The 21,783-nt window shown below is 48.2% G+C and carries 11 protein-coding genes and 1 pseudogene; 8 read left to right on the top strand and 4 right to left on the bottom strand.

The window, feature by feature from the left end; all coding sequences use genetic code 11:
* From ACZND6_RS09960 to ACZND6_RS09970, 3 genes and pseudogenes are all read left to right on the top strand, one after another.
* Window positions 1-207 (top strand): hypothetical protein (locus tag ACZND6_RS09960; RefSeq protein ID WP_489524625.1); only part of this gene is annotated, 207 nt, incomplete at its 5' end.
* A 240-nt stretch (window positions 208-447) separates the two neighbouring features.
* A pseudogene (locus ACZND6_RS09965) lies at window positions 448-1,426 on the top strand (IS5 family transposase).
* Between the two features lie 459 nt (window positions 1,427-1,885).
* A complete protein-coding gene (locus ACZND6_RS09970; RefSeq protein ID WP_302987681.1) occupies window positions 1,886-6,235 on the top strand; it encodes an autotransporter domain-containing protein in 4,350 nt (1,449 codons plus the stop codon).
* Window positions 6,236-6,845: 610 nt separating this feature from the next.
* Here the strand turns inward: ACZND6_RS09970 and ACZND6_RS09975 are convergent.
* The 3 genes from ACZND6_RS09975 to ACZND6_RS09985 are packed head-to-tail and all read right to left on the bottom strand — an operon-like array spanning window position 6,846 to window position 11,683.
* Entirely contained in the window at window positions 6,846-7,604 is a 759-nt protein-coding gene (locus tag ACZND6_RS09975) for a cytochrome b/b6 domain-containing protein (protein WP_293737966.1), read from the bottom strand.
* 11 nt (window positions 7,605-7,615) lie between these two features.
* Entirely contained in the window at window positions 7,616-8,536 is a 921-nt protein-coding gene (locus ACZND6_RS09980) for a 4Fe-4S dicluster domain-containing protein (protein ID WP_293737964.1), read from the bottom strand.
* A gap of 15 nt (window positions 8,537-8,551) precedes the next feature.
* Window positions 8,552-11,683: a molybdopterin-dependent oxidoreductase gene (locus ACZND6_RS09985; protein ID WP_293737963.1), complete on the bottom strand. Its 3,132-nt coding sequence runs from the start codon at window positions 11,681-11,683 to the stop codon at window positions 8,552-8,554.
* Window positions 11,684-12,639: 956 nt separating this feature from the next.
* On the opposite strand from ACZND6_RS09985, the gene ACZND6_RS09990 reads away from it, so the two are divergent.
* The 5 genes from ACZND6_RS09990 (at window position 12,640) to ACZND6_RS10010 (ending at window position 19,929) form a co-directional block, all read left to right on the top strand.
* Complete coding sequence (locus tag ACZND6_RS09990) at window positions 12,640-12,903, top strand: FeoA domain-containing protein (protein ID WP_022100242.1); 264 nt, start codon at window positions 12,640-12,642, stop codon at window positions 12,901-12,903.
* Window positions 12,904-13,134: a FeoA family protein gene (locus tag ACZND6_RS09995; RefSeq protein ID WP_022100241.1), complete on the top strand. Its 231-nt coding sequence runs from the start codon at window positions 12,904-12,906 to the stop codon at window positions 13,132-13,134.
* A gap of 8 nt (window positions 13,135-13,142) precedes the next feature.
* Window positions 13,143-15,470, top strand: coding sequence for a Fe(2+) transporter permease subunit FeoB (gene feoB / locus ACZND6_RS10000; RefSeq protein WP_300876367.1), 2,328 nt, complete (start codon window positions 13,143-13,145; stop codon window positions 15,468-15,470).
* Window positions 15,467-15,718, top strand: a complete 252-nt coding sequence (locus ACZND6_RS10005; protein ID WP_022100239.1) for a FeoC-like transcriptional regulator — start codon at window positions 15,467-15,469, stop codon at window positions 15,716-15,718. The genes feoB and ACZND6_RS10005 overlap by 4 nt, the downstream gene beginning before the upstream one ends.
* A gap of 122 nt (window positions 15,719-15,840) precedes the next feature.
* On the top strand, window positions 15,841-19,929 hold the full coding sequence (locus ACZND6_RS10010) for a DEAD/DEAH box helicase (protein ID WP_489524626.1): 4,089 nt from the start codon (window positions 15,841-15,843) through the stop codon (window positions 19,927-19,929).
* Between the two features lie 81 nt (window positions 19,930-20,010).
* Here the strand turns inward: ACZND6_RS10010 and ACZND6_RS10015 are convergent, their stop codons facing one another.
* Window positions 20,011-21,678 (bottom strand): N-6 DNA methylase family protein, encoded by a 1,668-nt coding sequence (locus ACZND6_RS10015; protein ID WP_293737950.1) that lies wholly within the window; start codon window positions 21,676-21,678, stop codon window positions 20,011-20,013.
* Window positions 21,679-21,783 lie beyond the last annotated feature (105 nt).

Here is a 21,783-nt window from a genome sequence, read left to right on the forward strand (position 1 = left end):
AAAGCGACGACCCGAGACCAGCTTAAAACATACGAACCGTATAAAGAGACCTCAAAAACTATTGACCATCGATTAGACGAAATAGGACGAAGGGAGCTTGACCGACGGGCTGTGTGGATCGCTAAGCGCTTGGCAAAGGCGAAGAAGGCTCTAGAACTTAAGGAAGAAATACTACAGGCGGCTGAAGAGGTAAGCGAAGAAACTTAGCAAGTTCATTTTTTTTGGGAGGGGTATGCCGCTTCGCGGCATACCCCTCCCAAAAAAGATTCAGCGAATTTGCTGTGAAAAAACAAAAGATTTTTACTTTTATTTTTTTTTGATTTTCTTACTCTCAAATTCGCACTGTTTTATAACTCTCAAAATCGTATTTGCTTAGCAGAATTAAAGAACCTCAGCACAAAAGGTGGGTGATATGATATAATTAGCGCACTACCGAAAATTATGCCTATGAAGATCAAAGCTCCCTCATTCGCTGATTTATTTGCTGAAACCTCACCACAGCTGGGCGGTGCCGGAAGAACAAAATTCCTTGAGACTTTGGACGGCATAATTCCTTGGCAGGATTTGAAATCATTGATCGGACCTTACTAGAGCGAAGGCAAACGGGGTGCACAGCCTTATCCGCTGGAACTCATGATCCGCATTCATTTTCTGCAGCTGGTCTATAACTTGTCAGACCCAATGTGTGAAGAGACGCTTCACGATTCCTTCGCATCTCGCCGTTTTGTCGGTCTGACGATGGATTCAAAATGTCCGGATGAGACTACGATCCTGCGTTTCCGCCATCTTCTTGAGAAAAACGGCCTGGATAAGCAGGTCTTTGAATTGTCCAAGAAGTAGCTCACCGACAGAGGTCTTCTCTTCAGTAAAGGCACGATAGCTGACGGCTCTTTTATTGAAGCGCCGAGTTCGACGAAAAACGCTGACAAAAAGCGAGATCCTGAGATGCACTCAGCTAAGAAAGGCAGCAACCGGCACTTCGGAATGAAGATGCACATCGGTGTGGATAAAGTCACAGGAATCATCCACACGGTGGTAACGACTCCGGCTCGGCTAATGTTCACGATGTGACAAAGCTGATGAATTACGCCGCCCTGATGAGCGGGAAGTAATCGGCGATTCAGGATATCTCGGCATGGAAAAGCGCGAGAGCGCAGATCCTGAGCACGTAACCTATACGGCCGCAAAACGTTACAGCCGGAGAAAGAAGCTCTCGGCAGAGAGAGTTGCCGAAGAAAAGGTGCTGAGTTCGATTAGATGCAGGGTCGAACATGCCTTTCATCGAATTAAGGTTCGGTTTGGATATAAGAAAGTCAGATATAGAGGGTTGGCCAAAAATACAGCACGCTTAACAATGCTGGCTTCGATCGCCAATATGTTCATTGGAAATTGCTTCGAAATTCGAACCAAGGTGAGCTTCGTCTAGGATAACTGTACCTATTAGGGAGGAAATTGACTGATTAGGCCCTAGTCAATTCCTCCTGATTGGAAAATCCGGCCCGGTCATTCAAAAATTAAGCCTCCGAAGGGCCAATGGGAAGAATCAAGCGTTTTGCAGAGCTTCCTTAATTTAATCTTTAGTTACAAATAAAAATAAATTTATAAGGGGTCAAGTATTTAATACATTGTTTAGACAAGATTAAATTCGGCTTATAAAAGCAAGATCCAAAAAATTAAATTACAAAAATCTTTTCATCTAGTTACTCTCATAATTTTTAAACTCAAAAGGAATTTAGCGAGCAATATTATAGAGGGGCTATTTATTCCATTTCAGTAAATATTGTTGAAATTTGGGCCAACGGCTAGGATAAACATCCATATTGACAACTATTACCCTCTTAAGTATCCTCAACCTGTTATTTTTCTCAACCCATTTGGAGTAAAGATGAATAAGAATTTTAAAGTTATTTTCAATCGTGCCCGTGGACTCCTTGTTGTAGCGAACGAATGCGCAAGAAGCGTAGGTAAGAGTAAGAGCATCGTTACAAGTGCATCAGCAGTTGCAATGTGTGTGTTGGTGGGGGGGGTATCTTTATCTTCGATTAATCCTGCTTTGGCTACAGAGAGCTTTAATCAAAACAATTTGATCGGCAACGGTTCCCCGATCCAAATTTCCGATACGGACAAATTAGGGGAAAACACGAAGGTTATTGGAGGTATTGACCTTTCTGGTATCTCTTCTTCTGACATTGCAAATACAAATGTTTCCATTACCCTGTCTAAGGAAACTACGATAGATGAAGTCATTGGAGGATCTCAGGCAAGAACTCAGAAAGAAAAAGATAAAGAGGCTCTTCTTCACATTGGCTCCTCTACTCTAGAAGCGAAGAACATCACTGCAGACAGAATTATTGGCGGCAGCAAAAACTCCAACTCAGATAAAGTCAATCTATCGACGGACAAAATTAAAACCACTCTTTCTAACGTCATAGTTAAAAAAGATTTTGTGGGTGGCAATCTCCTTAAGGCAACTGGACAAGGAGGCGGCGGTCCAGCCACAGCCGAAGGTAAAACTCAATCAATCGAGAACAACATTCTTTCCGGAGAGTTCGATGGGAGATTTGTTGGCGGCAGTATGGCCGAAAACTACGGCAACAATACTGGCACCCTGAAAGTTTCTGATCAGAGCATCGTTACTAACGTTTCCGGCGGTGATTTTTCTAAAATTGGCCAATTTATCGCTGGTTCTTTTGCTTCTGGTAGCCACACATCTGCCACGGTAGACTCAACGGTTCTGAAGATTACAGGCGGCACTTTTTATTCGGAGACGGCGGGTAAAAGAAACTGGATTTATGCAGGTAGTGGAGCGGAAAACGGCGGAGTTGTCTCTCATAAAAACTCGACTTTGATATTAGATGGTAGTCAAAACGGATTTACTCCTCTGCAAGGAACAACACAGAATCAAACGCATGGGCAGTTTTTTGGCGGAGGCCTGAATGCAACAGTGTCCAACTCAGTTAACGTTTCAGTTGAGAATATTATTGTCGGTCTCATTGATTCAAAAAATGAGGTTAAAACCTCACATATTTATGCTGGGTCTAACATCAAAACTTCCGGAACTTTCAACGAAGGCAATACCAACCTAAACGTTAAAAACTCCCACTTCTTCGGGGATGCCTTGGGCGCGGGTTTTGTAATGGGGAATGACGTTACATTTAGATCCGGCGATGCGGTTGTGTATATTGTTGATTCAACGTTTGATGGTTATACACAATCTACAAATCGATACAGCGGAAGAGTTTTTGGTGCGGGCAGAGTCGAGGCAGCTACAAACGCCAACGTTATTGTCAACTCTTCCACGGTAAGGATTCATAACATCTCGGGTCGCGACCTTGAAACTGGAATATCGGGCGTTTCCCATGATCCTGGAACTCAGGTTTTCGGTGGAATGCAGGTTTATGCAGCCAAAAACTCTCTGGCTCACGTAAACAGCACCAACGTGTTTGTTGATGGAGAGAAAACAGCTTTAGCTGAAGTGTATGGAGGCGGAATTGTAAGCGGAACCGTAACCTCTGACAAGAGCAGCACGTTATCTGCAGGAACAACTTATGTTGAAGTTGCACAAGGTAATATTTCAGATTATTTAGTAGGCGGGCATGTAACCAACTGGTTTGGAAGTAGTGTTGTTGGCAAACTTGAGGAACAAAAGGCCGAGTTTGAACTTAACGGACACAGTTATTCTGCCGGATCTTCGACTGCCGTTTTAAGCGGAGGTGGTAACGCTAAAAGTCTTCATGTTGTTGGTGGCAGCTTGGCGGAATACGCACATTACATGAATCAGAATGGCCGACGAGAGGCCTACGTAATTGGCAATTCCACGGCGTTGATTCGTGGTGGTTCCGCTAACATTGTAAATGGAGGGGGATTAGCTTCTTACTACGCAGTTTCTAATGGTGGTGAGTCTTCGAAGGTGAATGATGAACATCCTGTGAGCAATGTCAAAGGCAATTCTTTTGCGGTTTTAGAATCCGGTGAAATTTCTTCTTACTTGATTGGAGCAGGCTATTCTGAGACCACTCATATCGAAATGGGTACAGAAGCAACGGTCGATGGTGATAGTCATGTATTAGTTTCCGGAGGTATTGTTAAAGACGTTATTGGCGGAGGATTTGCTCAAGGGAATGGCGCAACTGCCAAGGTCACTGGCAACTCTTCCGTGACGATTGCCGGAGGTAAGATTTCCGGAAACATCTATGCTGGTGGGCTTGCTGAGAACGGAGGCACCGCTACTGTCGGCGGAACAGCAACCGTGACTTTCCTGGCTGATATTGGTTTTGAAGGAAAAGTGGATGGAAGTAATGCTAAGTCTTCTGTGCTTGCTTTCGGTGATGACAACGCTGTGTTCAATGCTGATTTTGCGGGTACTTTCAAAAACTTTGACGAAGTTAAGGCCGCACAGGGTTCTAGAGTGAGCTTTAAGGAAATTGGCAATGATCAATTTAAAGCTACTGGTGACAACAAGAGCAAACTGAAGCTGACAGGCAAAGGTATTGTTGAAACTGAAAAATTCTCCCTTAACGACGGCCAAACATTAGAAGTTCTCAGGGGAAGCTTCATTGCTTCTTCTGCAGAATTGAACGGCGGTATGCTTTACTTGGACCCTGCTTGGAACGAAGAACCGAGCCTGGGTGCCATTGAAAATCCTGGTGAAATTACGTCTCATATCGTTGTCGGACAAAACTCTGCTCTTACACTCGGCAGCAGGGATACTCAGTTAGCCTTGACGGCGTTGAAACAGAGTGGACATGGCCTCGCTGAAAACGATATAAAGTCCGTTGTTTATGTTGCTTCTCCGGTTAGCTTGAATGGCGGCAATACTATTCTTGTTGACGGAACAGTTGAAAATAATTCTGACGACCTGAATAACAACCTTCCAGGAGCCGCTGTTTTTATTAAAAAAGACAGTGCGCTTATCGTAAATGGGGAGACCGAAGGATCTTCAATTAACGGTACTGCAGGCCATAAGTTCATAACTGAGTCTGGTTCTAAAGTTATTGTCCACAATGCAGTAGCAGGGAAAAACATTCCTATCGCCGCAGGCTTTGGTGACATGAGGATCGATGAAGGTACTAGTTACGAAACAACTAACCGAATTCTTGGATTAGATAAAATCTCTTTAGACGAAAACGGTGAATTAGTAGTTAGTGTTAATTCCGACCTGTCCGTTATTTCTAACGTGTTAATGCCGAACACAGTTCTTGCAGCTGTTAGTGGAGAGAAGGGCGTCGGCGTTGATCGAATCAATAACCTTCTGAGCGTTTACAACGGCTTGGAGCATGCTGAAGTCGAGAAGGCTCTCAACTCTATCGCTCTGATGGGTGTGGCCGGCGGAGCTCAGACCATTGCTGTAAATACAGCAGACATGATTCAGGACTCACTGAATCTTCACGGTTCCAAACTTGCCTCCTACGATCATGAAAAAGCTGGTCCTGACCTTTGGATCGACGTGAACGGTTCTTTCAGCAAAGCCAACGACTACTCTGTTGGTGTTGCTAAGTACGGTTATAAGAGCGATCTGACTGGTGTTACGATCGGCGGAGACTACGCTTTAGGCAATGGTGTCGCAGCTGGTCTTGCCGTCAGTTTAGGTAAGGGTTCTGTCCGCGGTCAGGGAAATGGTTCCGGAGTTAAGAACAATATCGACTACTACGGTATCCACCTCTACGGTGTCGCAAATACTCGTTTCGCCAACTTCATCGGTACCGTCGGTTATCTGCAGTCTAAGAATGAAATCAAGCAGATGGGCTTCAAAGGCAAGCCGGACGCTAAGACATTCTCGATCGGTGTAAGAGCTGAAAAATCGCTTGCCTTGAATGACCGCATCACTGTCACTCCCCATATCGGAGTCAAGTATGTTCATACAAAACTTGACAGCTTTAATGCCGGAGGACTGACCTATACGGCAGATAAGGCTAACTTAGTTCAGGTACCTTTCGGCATGGCGTTTAACGCCAACCTTGAAGCATCCTGCGGAGCTAAGGTCAAACCGTTTATTGATTTAACGATTGCACCGAACTTCGGTGACAAGAAAATTTCCAATAAGGTCGGTTTAGTGACAACAGGTACGCTTGACTCCTTCGACGCTCGCATTACAAATAATGCGATGTACAAAGGTAAAGTCGGCGTTGAAACAACCAAGGGTAAACATTCCTTCGGCTTGAACTACGGAATTGGCGGCGGAAATCGCGGCAGAGTTGATCAGACTCTCCAGGCTAACTATCGTTACCAGTTCTAATTTTTGAAAGAGGAGGGAGCGGTACGCTCTTCCTTATTCAACAAACAATCTCCTAGCAAGAGCTCTTAATCCTCCCGAATGGCATCAGCTGTTCGGGAGGTTTTCATATGTCTAAGCGCCTACTGACGATTCACTCAGTTGATAGAGAGAACTTAGGGGGGCACTGAGCTTTTGTTGAAAGGGCCTTTTAAAAGGTAGTGGTCTTTAAGAACATCAAGGTTTACTGAGCTTACGAACGCGAAGTTGGAGCCTGGTACGGATGAAGTCATACCTTTCCTGCTTAAACCGAAAAGTCTCTTCCATGTAGAAGCATGAAATGGTCTTTTCGAATAGGGCTCTACTCTATAAGAAATTCGGTAGAACTCTTGCTCTATAAACCTCTAAGAAGCCTGTCTGCCTTTGAGTTTTGATTCGCCCCAACCCTCGATGAGAGTAATAAGGCTGAAACTAAGAAATGACAGAAACCAATTGTAAAGCGTCTCCACCAAGAGGTTAAATAAATTGTTGAGAAATCAGCTTGAAGACAAATGCAAAAAATCCTCGGTCATTTCGGACCGAGGATTCAAGCTCTGAATTTAGCGCCCGAAACCGAGTGCCAATTTAGTTTTGATTATTTCTCCCAACCTTCGGAGGCGGTATCACCGCGTTTCTTTTCCCCGTCTTTAACTTCTACGACATTCTTACCGATAGCCAGTTCATTGTTGGCCCAGTAGCCCCAGTGATAAGCGGCATCGGCTTCTTTGATCTTGCCGTTGCCGAACATCAGGTTCAGCGTGCCGTGATACGGTTCGAAGATGCCGGCACCGAGGTAGATGTGGCCGAGACCGAAGACGATGATCACGATGAAGGAGATGTCGTGGACGATCTTAGCTGTGAGAAGTGTGGACTGAGAGAAGTGGTAAGCCCATTCTCCGCCCGGCAGAAGGCCGGTATTGAGCCACAGGATCATACCCGAGATTGCTGCGAAGACGCCTGCAAAGAGCAGGGTGCCGTCGGCAACACGCTGCAGGGACTTAACTTCACGCTGCGGAGGCATGTGAACCTTGCCGGGAGCGAAAAGATAAGGAAGGAAGCGCATGGCGAACGTGCGGTCGTCAGCATCCCATTTGCCGAAGATGTTGTTCTTAAAGAGATGAACAAAACCCTTCGGAGAAATGATGATCGCCAGAAGCGGAATCAGAATGAACGGAATGGCAAGCAGTCTGTGCGTCCAACGCATAGCGATAGTGAACTCGCTGCCTACGCCGTTGTTCCAGGCGGTGACCATAACGAACAGTCCTGTGATCGCAAGCAGGATGCAGGAAATCGCTACAACACCGTGCGTGATTCGTGCCAAAACAGAATGGCGCTGGATGTATTTAGTAATCATGGTGGTCCTCTTTACTCTGCATTTTCTCTGCGTTCTTGCTCAGCAGCTTCTTTCTTGGCTTCGCGGAGATATTCTTCACCGCGTTTACGCTGAGCAGGAGTCCAATGTTCCTTGGCCTCTTCAATCGTCATCTTACGACGACGGTAGCCCAAAGCGGCAACGAAGGACACGGCCAGGCCGGCAACGGTAGCGGCGGCAGCCAAACCGGCACCCGGCTGAGCCAGTTTGCTCAGTGTGGCGAGCGGGCTAGGCTGTGCCCCCTTGACGAGGCCTTGAGCTTCGGCACCAAACTTGCAGACCTGAAGAATATGCAGGCCGCCGCATTCGTTTTCGCCGTAAAGCTCGGCTTTATCGTAGCCGCGGGACTTCAGGAATTCGACGCGTTCCTTGCCGAGTTTGATCATCTCGTCGCGCGGACCGAAGTGCAAAGCCCCCGGCTGGCAAGTCTTGACGCAGGCTGGAAGCATGCCGTTTTCTAAACGATCCCAGCACATCGTGCACTTGTCGATCTTGGGTTCGTCGCCGTAGTAGCGGGGAACATCAAACGGACAGGCCATTTCGCAGTAGCGGCAGCCGATGCATTTATCCGGAGAAACGGAAACAACACCGTTTTCTTCGTACTTCAGGCAGCCGGTCGGGCAGACTGTGACGCAGCCGGCGTTGGTGCAGTGGAAGCAGGAACGGCGTCCGAAAGCCCACTCAACGGGACGCAGCTGGTTGTCAGACTTCTTTTCTTTAAAAGTCATGACCAGACGATTGCTGCCGTTGAGGTCTTGCGGGTTCTGATAACTTCCGGAGAACGGGAAGGCGTTCATTCCGAGATTGGAATACAGAACGTTCCATTGTTTACAGGCGACTTGGCATCCTTTGCATCCTGTGCATTTGGAGGCATCGTAAAGCATCGCCATTTCTTTTCTTGTGTAGATAGACATTACAGATCCTCCGAATTATTTGGCTTTTTCAACGTTGACCAGGAAGGCCTTGTATTCAGGAATGTAGGAGTTCGGATCGCCTACGTTCGGAGAAAGGTCGTTCATGGTATCGCCGGTAGCATAGGCAGATGCCCAGCTCCAGTGGTGAATCAAACCGATGGTGTGTGTCTTCTTGCCGTTAATTTCAAGCGGCCGGTAGCGGACGGTAACCATCGCGAAGGCCTTAATGGAGCCGCGATTGTTCCAGACACGGATTTCATCGCCGTTCTTAATGCCTTTTTCTTTAGCCAGTTCTTCGGAAATTTCAACGAAAGGTCTCGGCATGATTTCGACGAGCCACGGAATGTTGCGGGTCTGTGTACCGGACTGCCAGTGTTCGCAGACGGAGTAAGACGTTGCAACGATCGGGTACTCTTCGCTGTTGCCGCGTTTGATGGACTCTTTCCACTTTGTGAACTGAACCATCGGGCTGTCTTGACGGCCGTTCATCACGTTCTTCGTCGGAGATTCGTACGGTTCATAGTGTTCGGGCAGAGGACCGTCTTTCATCGGGTAGCTGAACAAGCGGGCGTCCTGTTCCCAGGTCATGAAGAAGGCCTTGTTGTTCGGCGGTACCGGAACAACCTTGCCGTCTTCAACGCGGGTTTCCACGAAGTCGCCGACGTCGTTGTTGATCCAGCGGGAACCGTTCCATTCAACCAGCATCTTCTTGGGGTTCCAAGGTTTGCCGTTCATGTCGGCAGACGCACGGTTGTAAAGGATTCGACGGTTGGCAGGCCAAGAGAAGGAGAATTCGCTGTAAAGGCCCAATCCTGAAGGATCTGCCAGAGAGCGGCGGGTGCAGGGCTGAGCCATAGCATCCCATTTCTCGTTTTCGTTGTTGAAGTAGCCGCCGTAAATCCACATACCGCAGGCAGTGTCGCCGTCGGCTGTGAGTTCGCCGTAGCCCTTCAGCAGTTTGCCGGTCTTGGTGCTGTAGCCGTTAATGGCGTGAGCAACTGCCTTGATATCGAGCTGACCCTGCGGATTGCGGTAATCCCAGTTGACCTTGGTAACCTGGTCGGGATTGACGCCGCCTTCCTGACGATAGAGCTGAGCGATACGGTTGAACAGACGAGTCATGATCTCGAAGTCGCTCTTAGCCTGTCCTGCCGGTTCAACGGCTTTCTGACGCCACTGCAGCCAGCGGCCGGAGTTGGCGATAGAACCTTCTTTTTCGTAAATCAGGGCAGCCGGCAGCATGTAGACGGTTGTCTGAATTTCTTCAGGCTTCATGCCCGGAGCTTTCCAGAAGGTAGCGGTTTCAGTTGCGAACCAGTCGGCAACGATCATCCAGTCAAGCTTGCCGAGAACTTCGCGACAGTACTTTGTGTTCGGTTCGGAATGAGCCGGGTTCATACCCCAAACCAAGTAACCCTTGATCTGGTTTTCCGCCATGTAGTGGAAGGTCGGGATGGTGGAGTCGTTGTGCTTCAGAGAGCGCTTCGGCAGAAGGTCATAGCAGTAGTTGTTTTCTGCTGTGGCGTTGTCGCCGTACCATTCTTTCAGCATGGAAACCATGAACTTCGGCTTGTTCATGTAGTAGCCGTCGGCATAGGTTTCTTTAGAAAGGTAAGCATCCAATGTCGGATGGTTCTGCTGGATCGGCCAAGCGAGGTAGCCCGGAGCGTAGTCCATGGTGGCGCCGACGTCGGTAGAACCCTGAACGTTCGGTTCGCCGCGGAGGGCGTTAATACCGCCGCCTGCAACACCGACGTTGCCTAAGAGCAGCTGGATGATGCACATGGCGCGGCAGTTCTGGCTACCGTAGGAGTGCTGAGTCTGGCCGAGCGCATATAGGATTGTTCCGCTCTTTTCCGGGGCGCCGGAAGAAGCATATGTCTTATAAACTTCTTCAAGCAGCTCGGGCTTGATACCGGTAACCTCGCTGACTTTCTGCAGCGTGTAGCGGTCATAGTGCTTGGCAAGCAGATTCAGAACGCAGTTCGGATCCTGCAGGGAAGCATCTTTCTTAGGTACCTTGAGTGCCGGATGGTTGAACTTAGGCACACCGGGGTTGTCAACCCATGCACCGGGGGCACTGGGTTCGGTGTTCCAAGGAATAACTTTTTCTGTCTGGTACATCCAGGTCTTGTTGCTGTAAGCCTTTTCTTTTTCATCCCAGCCGGAGAAGAGGCCGTCGGCAACGTCGAACTTATAAGAGGGATCGATCAGGAAGGTCGCGTTCGTGTAGTTCATCACGTACTCTTTCTGATAGAGCTTCTTATCAAGGATGTAGCGGATCATGCCGCCGAAGAAGGCGATATCGGTACCCGGACGAATCGGAGCGTACATATCGGCCTGAGAGGCGGTACGTGTAAAGCGCGGGTCAACAACGATCCACTTGGCTCCGCGGTCAACGGCACGATGACACCAGCGGGAAGAAAGCGGATGGTTTTCAACGTTGTTGGAACCGATGGTCATGATGACGTCAGCGTTCTGGAAGTCACACCAGTGGCTGGTCATGGAGCCGCGTCCGAAGGACGGAGCAAGACCGGAAACGGTAGAGGAGTGGCAGACACGGGTCTGGTTGTCGATCTGGACAACACCGAGAGAACGGGCGAATTTCTGAACAAGCCAGGCTTCTTCGCAGTTCAGCTGTGCAGCACCGTAGCTCGCGATGCCTTCGCAGCGGTTGACGGTAACACCGTCTTCTTCTTTAGTGTAGCTCTCGTCACGAGTTTTCTTAATTTTGCGCGCCATCTCGTCGATAGCCTGAGACCAGGAAATGGGTTCCCATTCACTGGAGCCGGGGCGGCGAACCAGAGGCTGTGTGAGGCGGTGCGGATGCATCACTAAGCGGCGGTCTTTATCAACGATCTTTCTCAGACCGGTCAGACCGGCGCCTTTCGGGCAAAGGCCGCCCAGGTTCACGGGGTTGTCAGGGTCGCCTTCAATATTAATAAGCTGACCGTCGCGGACGGAACAAATGGTTCCGCAGCCGCCGGAGCAGTAGCAGCAGATGTTTAAGTATTCTTTGGTATCTGCCAGTTTCCATTTGCCGATTTGACCGGGAAGGAAGCGGGAGGCCGCAGATGCGTGGAATGCGGTAGCCGCGCCGGTCAAACCGACAGCAGATTTTAAAAATATACGACGAGATGTGCGCATAAATTGTGTCCTTTAGCATACAAGTGCAACATTTGCACAAGTCCTGGGGTGGATTCGGCGGTTGCGCCGATTGCGGTCACTTTAGGCGCCTGACTCATAAGGTGTCAATAAGATTTGAAGATTAATGAGCAGGCTGATAAGTTTTGCAAACAACGGAAAAATAAGGATAATTTTACGAATAGTTACACAGGGCTACAAAATAACAATAACTATGGGGTAAATAACTCCATCGAATAAATCGATAGAATCAAAAGAAACATGATGCGGCCTTTAGTAAAAACCCTAAAATCAAATAGATCCGCCCTTTATTGGCACGAAAATTTGTTCTTTCACAGAAAATTCACGGAGCGTGCTAAATGGGAAGATTTTTTCAAAATAACGTCAAAAATCCTCAAAAAATTGGCTAAATAACCGTATTAATACGGATGGTTTTTTACATTTTATGTAATATTTAGAAACATTAGAATTACGCGCTTTGAGCTTTTTGGAATTTGAAAGTGCTAAGCAAAATCACATTTTTAGGTAATAACCGCATCACGGTACGCCGTAGAAGGGCGGAAAATTTTCCTCAAGTTGCAGTGCCTCACTCGGCTTGTTACCAATCGCTCGAAAACCCGCTCTGACCCCTTGATTTTGCGATATTAATTTTAGGCGCATTGAATTAGGCAAAGAGATCGTACGGCTAAAAAAGAACCTCGTCGATTGATTTCTGACGAGGCAAACCGACGTCCTTGCCGATAACGAATGCAAATATCGATAACACCGAAAGACCTTTTTGACCATTTTTATTCTTTCTTTCCGGACATTAAAAGTGAAAGCAAAAAATGCTTAGGGTTTATGCTTATTAACATCGCATTTATAAGTTAAATTGCTCAAAATATTTATCTAATTTTTTGAATAATGAGAATCGTTACTATTATTATTTGACTTATTCGAAATATAAAGCAGGAGTTTTCATGGAAAAAACAAACGACGCTGAGATCAGCCTTCTAGACGCACCCGTCGGGGCAGTGGTTGATCTCGTGAGCTGGGGAAACCTCAGTCAGGAAGACATTCGCAAACTCACGGATGTCGGTATCTATTTGGATCTTCCCCTGACGGTGTCCAGCGTAACGATTTCCGGCCCTGTCGTCGTAGCCATCAGCAACGTACACGTCGCCATCGGCCGTCCGGTAGCGAAAGAACTCAAAGTTCTGTGGAACAAAGAGGTAGAAAAATAAATGCTGCTTAGAGATATGAAGCCCGGTGAGAAGGGCGTAATCAAATCCTTCAGACCCGGCTTAATCGAATACCGCAAAAGACTTTTGGCATTAGGCGCTCTTCCCGGAACGCCTTTTGTGGTTGAGCGAGTCGCTCCCCTCGGCGATCCGGTCGAAATCAAATTAAGAGGTTCTTCAATCAGCGTCCGTAAGGGCGAGATTGAAATTTTGGATGTCGAACCGATCAAATAAATCAAACCATGCGTAAAAATATCATTGCAGTTGTGGGCAACCCTAACTGCGGCAAAACCACTTTATTTAACGGTCTGACCGGCTCTCATCAAACTGTCGGCAACTGGCCTGGCGTGACCGTTGAACGCATTGTCGGCGAGTTCACTTATAAAGACAGAGAGATCACAATTGTTGACCTGCCCGGCATTTACTCCCTTCAGCCGAGTTCTGCTTCCAGTGAGGACGAACGCGTTGCCCGTGATTACATCCTGCAGGATGAAGCCGAACTGATCGTTAACATCGTTGACGCCAGCAACCTCGAGCGCAACCTTTATCTGACCACGCAGCTTCTCGAAATGCAGGTTCCGATGATCGTGGTGCTCAATATGCTGGATATGGCTGCTGCACACCAGATCGAAATCGATCCGCACAAACTCAGCGAAGCCTTGGGCTGCCCTGTGATAGGCATTGTCGCTGCGAAAGAGCAGGGCTTAAAGGAACTGTGCGCCGCGATGGACGCCCAGCTCGATGACCTTCGTATCCCGAAGAACCCGATCGTCTTTGCCGATGACGTAGAGGCGGCAAGAGCTGAAATTGCCAAGCTTCTGTCTGCTCAGAAAGTAGAGCGTGCCGAATGGACGGCCGAGCAGCTGCTGGAAGGCGATGCCGGTATGGGCGACTACCTGAAGGGAGTGGACCTGACTGAAGTCGATAAGATCATTGCGGAAATTAATCAGAAGTACAACGGCGACCTTGATATCGCGATGGCTGATGTTCGCTACAGCTTTGTATCTCAGGCAACGGCCGCATCCATGATCTGCAAAGGCGAGATCGACCAGAGCACGACCGATAAGATTGACAAGATCGTTCTGAACCGCTGGCTCGGTATTCCGATCTTCCTTTTCATCATGTATCTGATGTTCATCTTCTCGATCAACATCGGGTCAGCCTTTATCGACTTTTTCGATATTCTTTTCGGAGCCATCTTCGTTCAGGGCTTCGGTAATCTTCTGACAAGCATCGGCAGTCCCGACTGGCTCAAGACGATTCTCGCTGACGGCATCGGAGGCGGTATTCAGACGGTCTCGACCTTTATTCCCGTGATTGCCTGCCTGTTCCTGTCGCTTTCCTTCCTGGAAGACTCTGGCTACATGGCTCGTGCGGCTTTCGTGATGGACCGCATGATGCGTTTCCTCGGACTCCCCGGTAAGTCCTTCGTTCCGCTGATCGTAGGTTTCGGCTGCGGCGTTCCGGCGATTATGGCAGCCCGCACGATGGAGAAAAAATCCGACCGTATTACGACCGTGATGATGGCTCCGTTTATGAGCTGCGGCGCGCGTCTTCCGGTTTACGTGCTGTTTGCGACGACTTTCTGGCCGCTCGGAGGACAGAACCTGGTCTTCTCTCTATACCTGATCGGTATTTTGGTTGCGATTCTTACCGGTTTTATCCTGAAGAGAACCGCGCTGAGAGACGAGGCGGGTGCTTTCGTGATGGAAATTCCTCCGTACCACATGCCGACCCTTAAGAATCTGGGCCTTCGCACTTGGGACCGCTTAAAGAGCTTTATCGTGAAAGCCGGTCAGTTGATCGTCATCATCGTTGCAGTATTGGCCTTCTTGAACTCTTTGGGCACGGACGGCAGCTTCGGCAACGAAGACACCGATAAGTCCGTTCTTTCTCAGATCGGTAAAACCATTGTCCCGGCTTTTCAGCCGATGGGCATCAGCAATGAAAACTGGCCTGCCGCCGTGGGCGTCTTCACCGGTATCCTGGCGAAAGAAGCCGTTGTCGGTACATTGGACAGCCTTTATTCCGGCATGGGCGACCGCATGAGTGCGGCCGACCAGGAAAAGAACGGTGAAGCCAAGCCTGAAGAAGAGGAAGAGCCGTTCAGCCTCTCCAGCGAAGTCATTCGCGCCGTGAAATCGATCGGTGAAAACCTTTCCGAACTCGGAGACTTCTTTGTCGATCCGCTCGGCGTCAATGTTGAAAAAGACCTGACCGACGTCGATGAACAAGCCGCAGAGCAAGAAGTGGGCACCGGTACGTTCCGTGCGATGAAACACCTCTTTGACGGTGACTTAGGCGCCTTCTCTTATCTGCTGATGGTTCTCCTGTACATCCCGTGCTGCGCTTCGATCGGTGCTATGTATCGTGAGGTCGGCGCCCGCTGGACGGCATTTGCAGCTCTCTGGACCATTGCTATGGGCTATGGAGCAGCAACGATTGTTTATCAGATCGGCCGTTTCAATCAGCATCCGGTGTATTCCTCGGTATGCATCGGCGTGTGCCTGGCGGTTATTCTTGCAATCATTATTGGCCTTCGTGTTAAAGGCAAGGATGCGGCTCAGTGACATTAACCGAATTAAAAGAATACGTTCAAGCTCGGCGCATTGTCTCGGAACTGGAAATCGCGATGCATTTCCGGGTCGAGCCCTCGGTCATCGAACCGATGGCGCGCCGCTGGATTGACAAAGGGCTGATGGCCAAAGTCGATATGGACGGAACCAAATGCGGAGGCTGCACTGCCTGCGCGGACGGTATCAAACGTCACTACGAATGGCTCGGTCCTCAATCGGTGACTTTCGTCAAGAAGTCGTAAGACGGTAAGACTTTTTAGAACTCCTCGTGCTTAATGGTTCGAGGAGATTTTTTGCGTCTGAAGTGTCAAGGGGCGCCGCAACTGCCGTATAGTTAGAAAACCTTTCCTATCTGAAATTAAAAATGATCGTCCAAGATCCGCTCAGCAAGTATCCTCGACTCGGTAGGTACGCTCTGTTTTTTTCCATTATTCCGGGATATTTTCATGAATACGCAGCTGAAGAAGTGATTGAGAAGTCGCTTAACAGACAGTCCGTTCATGGGTTTCTTAAGCTTTTGCAGGATAAAAATGTTGCAATTGCTTTTCCTAGTTACTACAAAGGTAAATACGCAATCAAGCCTGAAGTGATTCTTGACTACGCTCAGGTCTATACGCCTTCTTTCATCAAAGAAGCTAAGAGGACGCTTGGAAGTGCGTTCAAAAGAGGAGACCAGGTTCAAAACTTTTATATAGATTTTCTTTTACAGCTTTCTTCATTCAAGCTTAGCGGTAAGGCAGATTTGAACGGAGTTTTAGACAGCTGTAAAGAGAACGCCTTCCATCCGAGTTCCTGGTTCACAGATGCCGTGAAAGGCTTGATCCTTGTCATGGCCTGCAGGAAAGAGTGGCGTCCGCTGTTCAAAGTGCTGTCCGAAGAAAACAAAGTATTGGCTTGGAATCTTTTCATGGATGCGGCCGCCGACAGGTCTGAGGACTATAGTTTAGAAGGGTCCGAAGAACTCTTTCTCTCTCTCGGGGACACGATTCGAGAGGACGTGATTACGTGGTTTGCAAGTGAATACGATCTATATAGGACAGGTTTTAGTGGTTTTACTTTTGATCAATTGTCTGATGACTATTGGACGAAGGATTTACTAAAGGGGATTTTTCAGGCTTCTCATGGAAACTTTAAAGAAGGCCAAAAAGGCGTACTTTCTGCTTTAAAGGAAGATGTTAAGTATCACCGAGGCCATTTTGTCTACTATAAGAATCCTCTTTTCTTCCGACCTATTCGAAATGTCTTTCTGACAGCAGTTTTATTTTTGGACAGAGGTTCGGCGTCTACAGCTAGAAAAATATCCTCCCTTTTAAAGAAAACTGAGGAGTTTTCAAAAGATATTGCCTCAGACATGGTTGCGCTTGTGTTTACCTTTGTCGATAATCCAGAAAAGATAACACCCTTCGATCACGAAGCAATGGCTTTCAGATTAAAAGAGAATGATTCGAGCCTTGCAATTTTTGTGTTGGCTGTGCTATGCAAGATATTCTCTTATGGGAACTACAGATCTATTCTTGAGTCTCATTTGGCAAAACGCAAAAAGGAGAACAATCCTCCTTTGAAGTACATTCTTCAGCAGGCTCTTGATGCGCTCAACCCAAACGATCCTGAAGTCGCGAAATTGACGGCAGAACTCAAATGTCCTCCGCTGCTGTCCCATTACGCCACACTTTCGGAATGGCAGTTCGGATTGGATAAGCTTTTAAATTACAGCAAGATACTCAAAAAACCGACGTCCAAAAATACTCGTGCTCGCATTGTTTATTTGGTTGATATCGATACGTTCGATATTCAGCCATACAGACAGAAGTCCAAAGACGGTATTACCTGGTCGAAAGGGACGGCGGTCTCCATGTCTTCTTTCGCTGAGATGCTTCCGGAAATGGATGAAGCTGACCAAATCGCTGCCGCCAAGGTTGTCCGGGTCAACTCTCGAGTCGCTCGACTCAGAGGCCTCGAGGTTCTTTATGAACTTGCCGATACAGGCAGGACTTTTCTGATACTTGAACCGGAATTTCCTTTAGAAATTCATCGAGATCGCCTTCGTATCGAAGTCAAAAAGGACGGCAGCGGAAGTTATGAAACAACGACGAATATTGACTTTGCAAAAAAATTAAGAACGGATCCGCACTACGCTTTTAAATTAGACGGAAGTATCCTGACTATCTATAAGATAACCGACAAAGAATACAAAGTTCTGGAACTGCTGAACAACATTCGAAAACTCCCGGGTGAAGCTAAGAGCAAGCTTGCAGAGATTCTGGAGAACATCAGCGGCGAAATTCCTGTTTCCTCAGAACTGCTGAAATCTTCTTCCGGTCTTGAAGCGCTCAAAGCTTCAAGCAAAATTACCTTCCAGATTATTCCCGATTCCTCAGCGACCGAATTTAACGTCAGAGCTTTTGTGCGTCCGGCGGAAGGCTGTGAATTGACCGTAGCCCCGGGCGAAGGACTTGACACCTTGGCCGCATTGGTTAAACGCAAACCGATGAGAATTTTGCGTGACCTCAAGGCAGAAAAGGCTAACTGGGAGCAGATGAGCGAGAAGTTAGAAGAGTTTTCAGCGTGGCAGGGCGGAGATCGTCTTTGGACGCTGGACACGATGAGGTGTCTGGAATTCATGGAGACACTGCGGGAAGCCTCAAAGATCGCGGACATCGAGTGGCCGGAAGGCGCCAAGCTGACGGTTAGGCGCGCTCCGATCAGCTTCCCGGATCTGAGGCTCAAGGTGAACAGTGTTGACCGCTGGTTCTCTTTGGACGGCACGGTTTCCATTGACGGCAAAACTCAGCTCAAGATCAATCAAATCCTAGATAAGCTCAAAGACCGCGTCGGCAACTTTATCCATTTGGAAGGATCGGAATACGTTCTCATCACGAACAAACTGCTGAGACAGTTAGAGATTCTTGAGGATGTTTCTTCTAAGAAGAAGGATGAACTGTTGATTTCCAAATTCAGCGGTACCGCGCTGGAAGCACTTAAAGAAAACGGTTCCGAAGTCACGGGCGACAAGAGCTACGAGAACCTGCAGGAACGAATTCTGAAAGCTCAGGAGATTGAGTTCTTTATCCCTTCAGGTCTTGAGGCACAGCTTCGTCAATACCAAAGAGAAGGCTTTGAGTGGCTCATGCGGCTTTGCACTTGGGGCGCCGGCGGTATATTGGCAGACGATATGGGTTTAGGCAAGACGGTGCAGGCGATTGCTGTTCTGCTTGGAAGGAAAATTCTCGGGCCGTCCTTACTCGTGGTCCCGACCGCTGTGCTCTACAACTGGAAGTCGGAGATGGTGCGGTTTGCGCCGGGTCTGAGATTTGCTGACTTTAACAGCGGCAACCGAGAAGAGATTCTCAAAAACCTCAAAGACTACGATGTCATTTTGTGCACGTACGGTGTACTCAATACCGAGATCGAAGCGCTAAGTAAGGTTGAATGGAATCTGGCGGTTTTAGACGAAGCACATGCAATCAAGAATAAAGCCACACAGACTTCTCATTCGGTGATGAAGATCAACGCTCAAGGCCGAATCCTCTTGTCCGGTACGCCGATTCAAAACGATCTCTCGGAAATTTGGAATCTGTTTGAATTCGCTAACCCCGGCTACTTAGGTTCCTATCAGCAGTTCGGCGACCGCTTCATTCTTCCGATCGAAAAGAAGAAGGACAAAGAAAAACAGCATTTGCTCAAACAGCTGATCAGCCCGTTTATCCTTCGTCGCACGAAGGCGGAAGTGCTCGATGAGCTGCCGGAGAAAACCGAACTGATCGTTCCGGTCGAACTTTCCGAAGAAGAACTGGCGATCTATGAAAATATTCGTACAAGAACGCTTTCCGGTCTCCAGTCTGAAAAGATCAATCCGATTGAAGCTTTAATGGCGCTGACGAAGCTCCGTCAGGCTGCCTGCAGCCCGGAACTTGTCGACAAACATCTGACAATTCCGTCCTCCAAGATCCGAGTGTTCCTGGAGCTGGTTCGCGAGCTGAAAGAAAACAAGCATCGTGCTCTGGTGTTCAGCCAATTTACTTCCTTCCTTGCATTGGTTCGTCAGGCGTTGGACAAAGCCGGCATCGAATACCTCTACTTGGACGGTTCAGTTCCAGCGGCCCAGCGCAAGAAACTTGTGGGAACCTTCCAAAACGGCGACATGCCGTTGTTCCTGATCAGTCTGAAGGCTGGGGGTACCGGCCTTAATTTGACGGCAGCCGACTATGTGATCCATCTTGATCCATGGTGGAATCCTGCAGTTGAGGATCAAGCTTCCGACCGCGTTTACCGAATCGGACAGAAGCGTCCTGTGACGATCTACAAGCTGATTTCGGAAACGACAGTGGAGCAGAAAATTCTCGAACTGCACAAGACGAAGAAGAATCTTGCCGACGCATTGCTTGAAGGCAGCGATGTCGCTAAGAAGCTTTCGAAGGAAGAAATTTTGGAACTGCTGCAACTTTCTGCCTAACTGAAGCCATGCAAACCTCGGCGCCGGAATCTCGATTTCTTATGGTAATCGAACCGGCGCTTTTTACGGACTTAGCAGGCTCTAGGCCTCTAATCTTTTGCGGATAACGGAGATCTCATCGTCATCCAAACCGTATATGTTGAAAACGGCACGGTTAATTTCTTCTTCGATATCATCGGTGAGCTTTGCCTCCGCCGCATATACCAGCGCTTTAAGTTCGTCATCCTGCTCTGAAGAGATTCGCGGGAACTTCAGCTGCAAAAGGTTGCTGCGAAGCACTTTGATTTGACCAAACAAGACTTGGTAGACAAAAGAGTAGACCTTGCTGTTTAAAAGAGCGAGCAGGGCTTCAAAAGAAAGCTCCGGAACGTTCGGAATAAGGATGTTTGCACTGTTGAGCACCAGCGCTCCGCTTCTTTCTGCCGCAAAGACGAGATGATTGGAGATAAAGCGGTAGATGATCTTTGGAGCTGTTCTATAAATTTCGTCCGGCGCCGTCTGCTGGAACGCAGCGCGATCGAAGTGAACAAAATACCGGGGCTTGTCGATGTAAAACGGGCGAATCTCTTTACCTGTGTAGATCGGTTCAAGACCTTGTCCCGGCAGCTCTTTTAAATGCTTTTTATTGTTCCCCGTCACAATGCCCAGCGCCCATTTGCTGTCGGCTAAAGAAAGCTCTCCTTTGGAAAGGATCTTATAAATAATTTCTACTTCCGGTTCCGTCACGCTGAAAATCGTCTTTTGCTCCGTGAGTTGGAAAAGCGAAAGCGGAATTTCTCGGACTTCCCCGGTCCCAATCATCCTGAACGTTTCCGCGGGTTTTGCTTTCTCTGCGAGGATAGATACAAAGTCGGTTTGAACACCGCTGAATTTCGTGTCGAACTTACGGATCTCAAGAAGACGGCAGTCGCTAAACAATTGCTCTCTGAAAAGCCGGTGCGAAGCAATGTTCAGCATCGAAATCGGCATCAGGAAGGCAAGTTTACCGCCGGATTTAAGGAGCGAAAGCGTTTTCATGAAGAAAAAGCTCGAGACATCGGCGTAAACGTTTTTAGTTTTTGAGCTCCACGGCGGATTCGTGGCCGCAAAGTCAAAACGCCTTCTTTCGCTTTTCCACTGGCTGACGAAGTCCGTGACGCGGACATCCGGGTATTCTTTTGCACCCGACCGGATCAGATTTGCTTTAGCAATCATAGCGGCAATCGGATCGCTGTCTACGCCGCTGACTTTTAATCCCATAGCTTGAGCGAGCATCAAAAAGGTGCCGCTGCCGCAGCAGGGATCAAGGAAAGTTGCCCCTTGTTTTGCACCTAAAGAATCCAGCAGCTCTTGAGCTACAGATCGTACCGTGTAGTAGGATCCTGTGGAGTTCTTGACGCCTTCGGTAAGAAAAGACTGATAGGCCGTACCGAGAAGATCAAAGTCTTCGGGAAGCTCTAGCTGCGCTAATTGCTGTTCGAAAGTATGCGTGCGGCCGTATTCGGTTTTGAAGCTTTCGACGAGTTTTCCATCACAGTCGGAGCGATCCAAAAGCATACAGCTCAGCGTGTAGATGGTGTTTTGAAGAGAGGCTTTACCTTCAGAGGACAGAAGTTCTGTGATAAACCTGACGGTGTCGGGATTGGCGCAGCGTTCTTTGGGAATAAATCGCCGAGAAGAGCCGGTTTTATTGGCCCGGTAGGAGGGTTTGCCGGTCAGGTCGCGATTTAATCGCTTCCATATTTTTTCCGTCGATTTTGAGATCGGCATCTCCGCTCCGTAAAACGCATTCAAGAATCCTTCATTCTAATCAAGGAGGAGAAAGCGTTGTGCGACAAGCGGCGGAGAAATTTTGCCAAAGGAAAAGGACAACAA

It is taken from the genome of Parasutterella sp. (genome assembly GCF_057870745.1).

What these genes read in the sequence shown, in the direction of transcription:
- ACZND6_RS09970 (WP_302987681.1), top strand. Translation starts at nt 1,886, where the DNA reads ATGAATAAGAATTTTAAAGTTATTTTCAATCGTGCCCGTGGACTCCTT.
- ACZND6_RS09975 (WP_293737966.1), bottom strand. Translation starts at nt 7,604, where the DNA reads ATGATTACTAAATACATCCAGCGCCATTCTGTTTTGGCACGAATCACG.
- ACZND6_RS09980 (WP_293737964.1), bottom strand. Translation starts at nt 8,536, where the DNA reads ATGTCTATCTACACAAGAAAAGAAATGGCGATGCTTTACGATGCCTCC.
- ACZND6_RS09985 (WP_293737963.1), bottom strand. Translation starts at nt 11,683, where the DNA reads ATGCGCACATCTCGTCGTATATTTTTAAAATCTGCTGTCGGTTTGACC.
- ACZND6_RS09990 (WP_022100242.1), top strand. Translation starts at nt 12,640, where the DNA reads ATGGAAAAAACAAACGACGCTGAGATCAGCCTTCTAGACGCACCCGTC.
- ACZND6_RS09995 (WP_022100241.1), top strand. Translation starts at nt 12,904, where the DNA reads ATGCTGCTTAGAGATATGAAGCCCGGTGAGAAGGGCGTAATCAAATCC.
- feoB (WP_300876367.1), top strand. Translation starts at nt 13,143, where the DNA reads ATGCGTAAAAATATCATTGCAGTTGTGGGCAACCCTAACTGCGGCAAA.
- ACZND6_RS10010 (WP_489524626.1), top strand. Translation starts at nt 15,841, where the DNA reads ATGATCGTCCAAGATCCGCTCAGCAAGTATCCTCGACTCGGTAGGTAC.
- ACZND6_RS10015 (WP_293737950.1), bottom strand. Translation starts at nt 21,678, where the DNA reads ATGCCGATCTCAAAATCGACGGAAAAAATATGGAAGCGATTAAATCGC.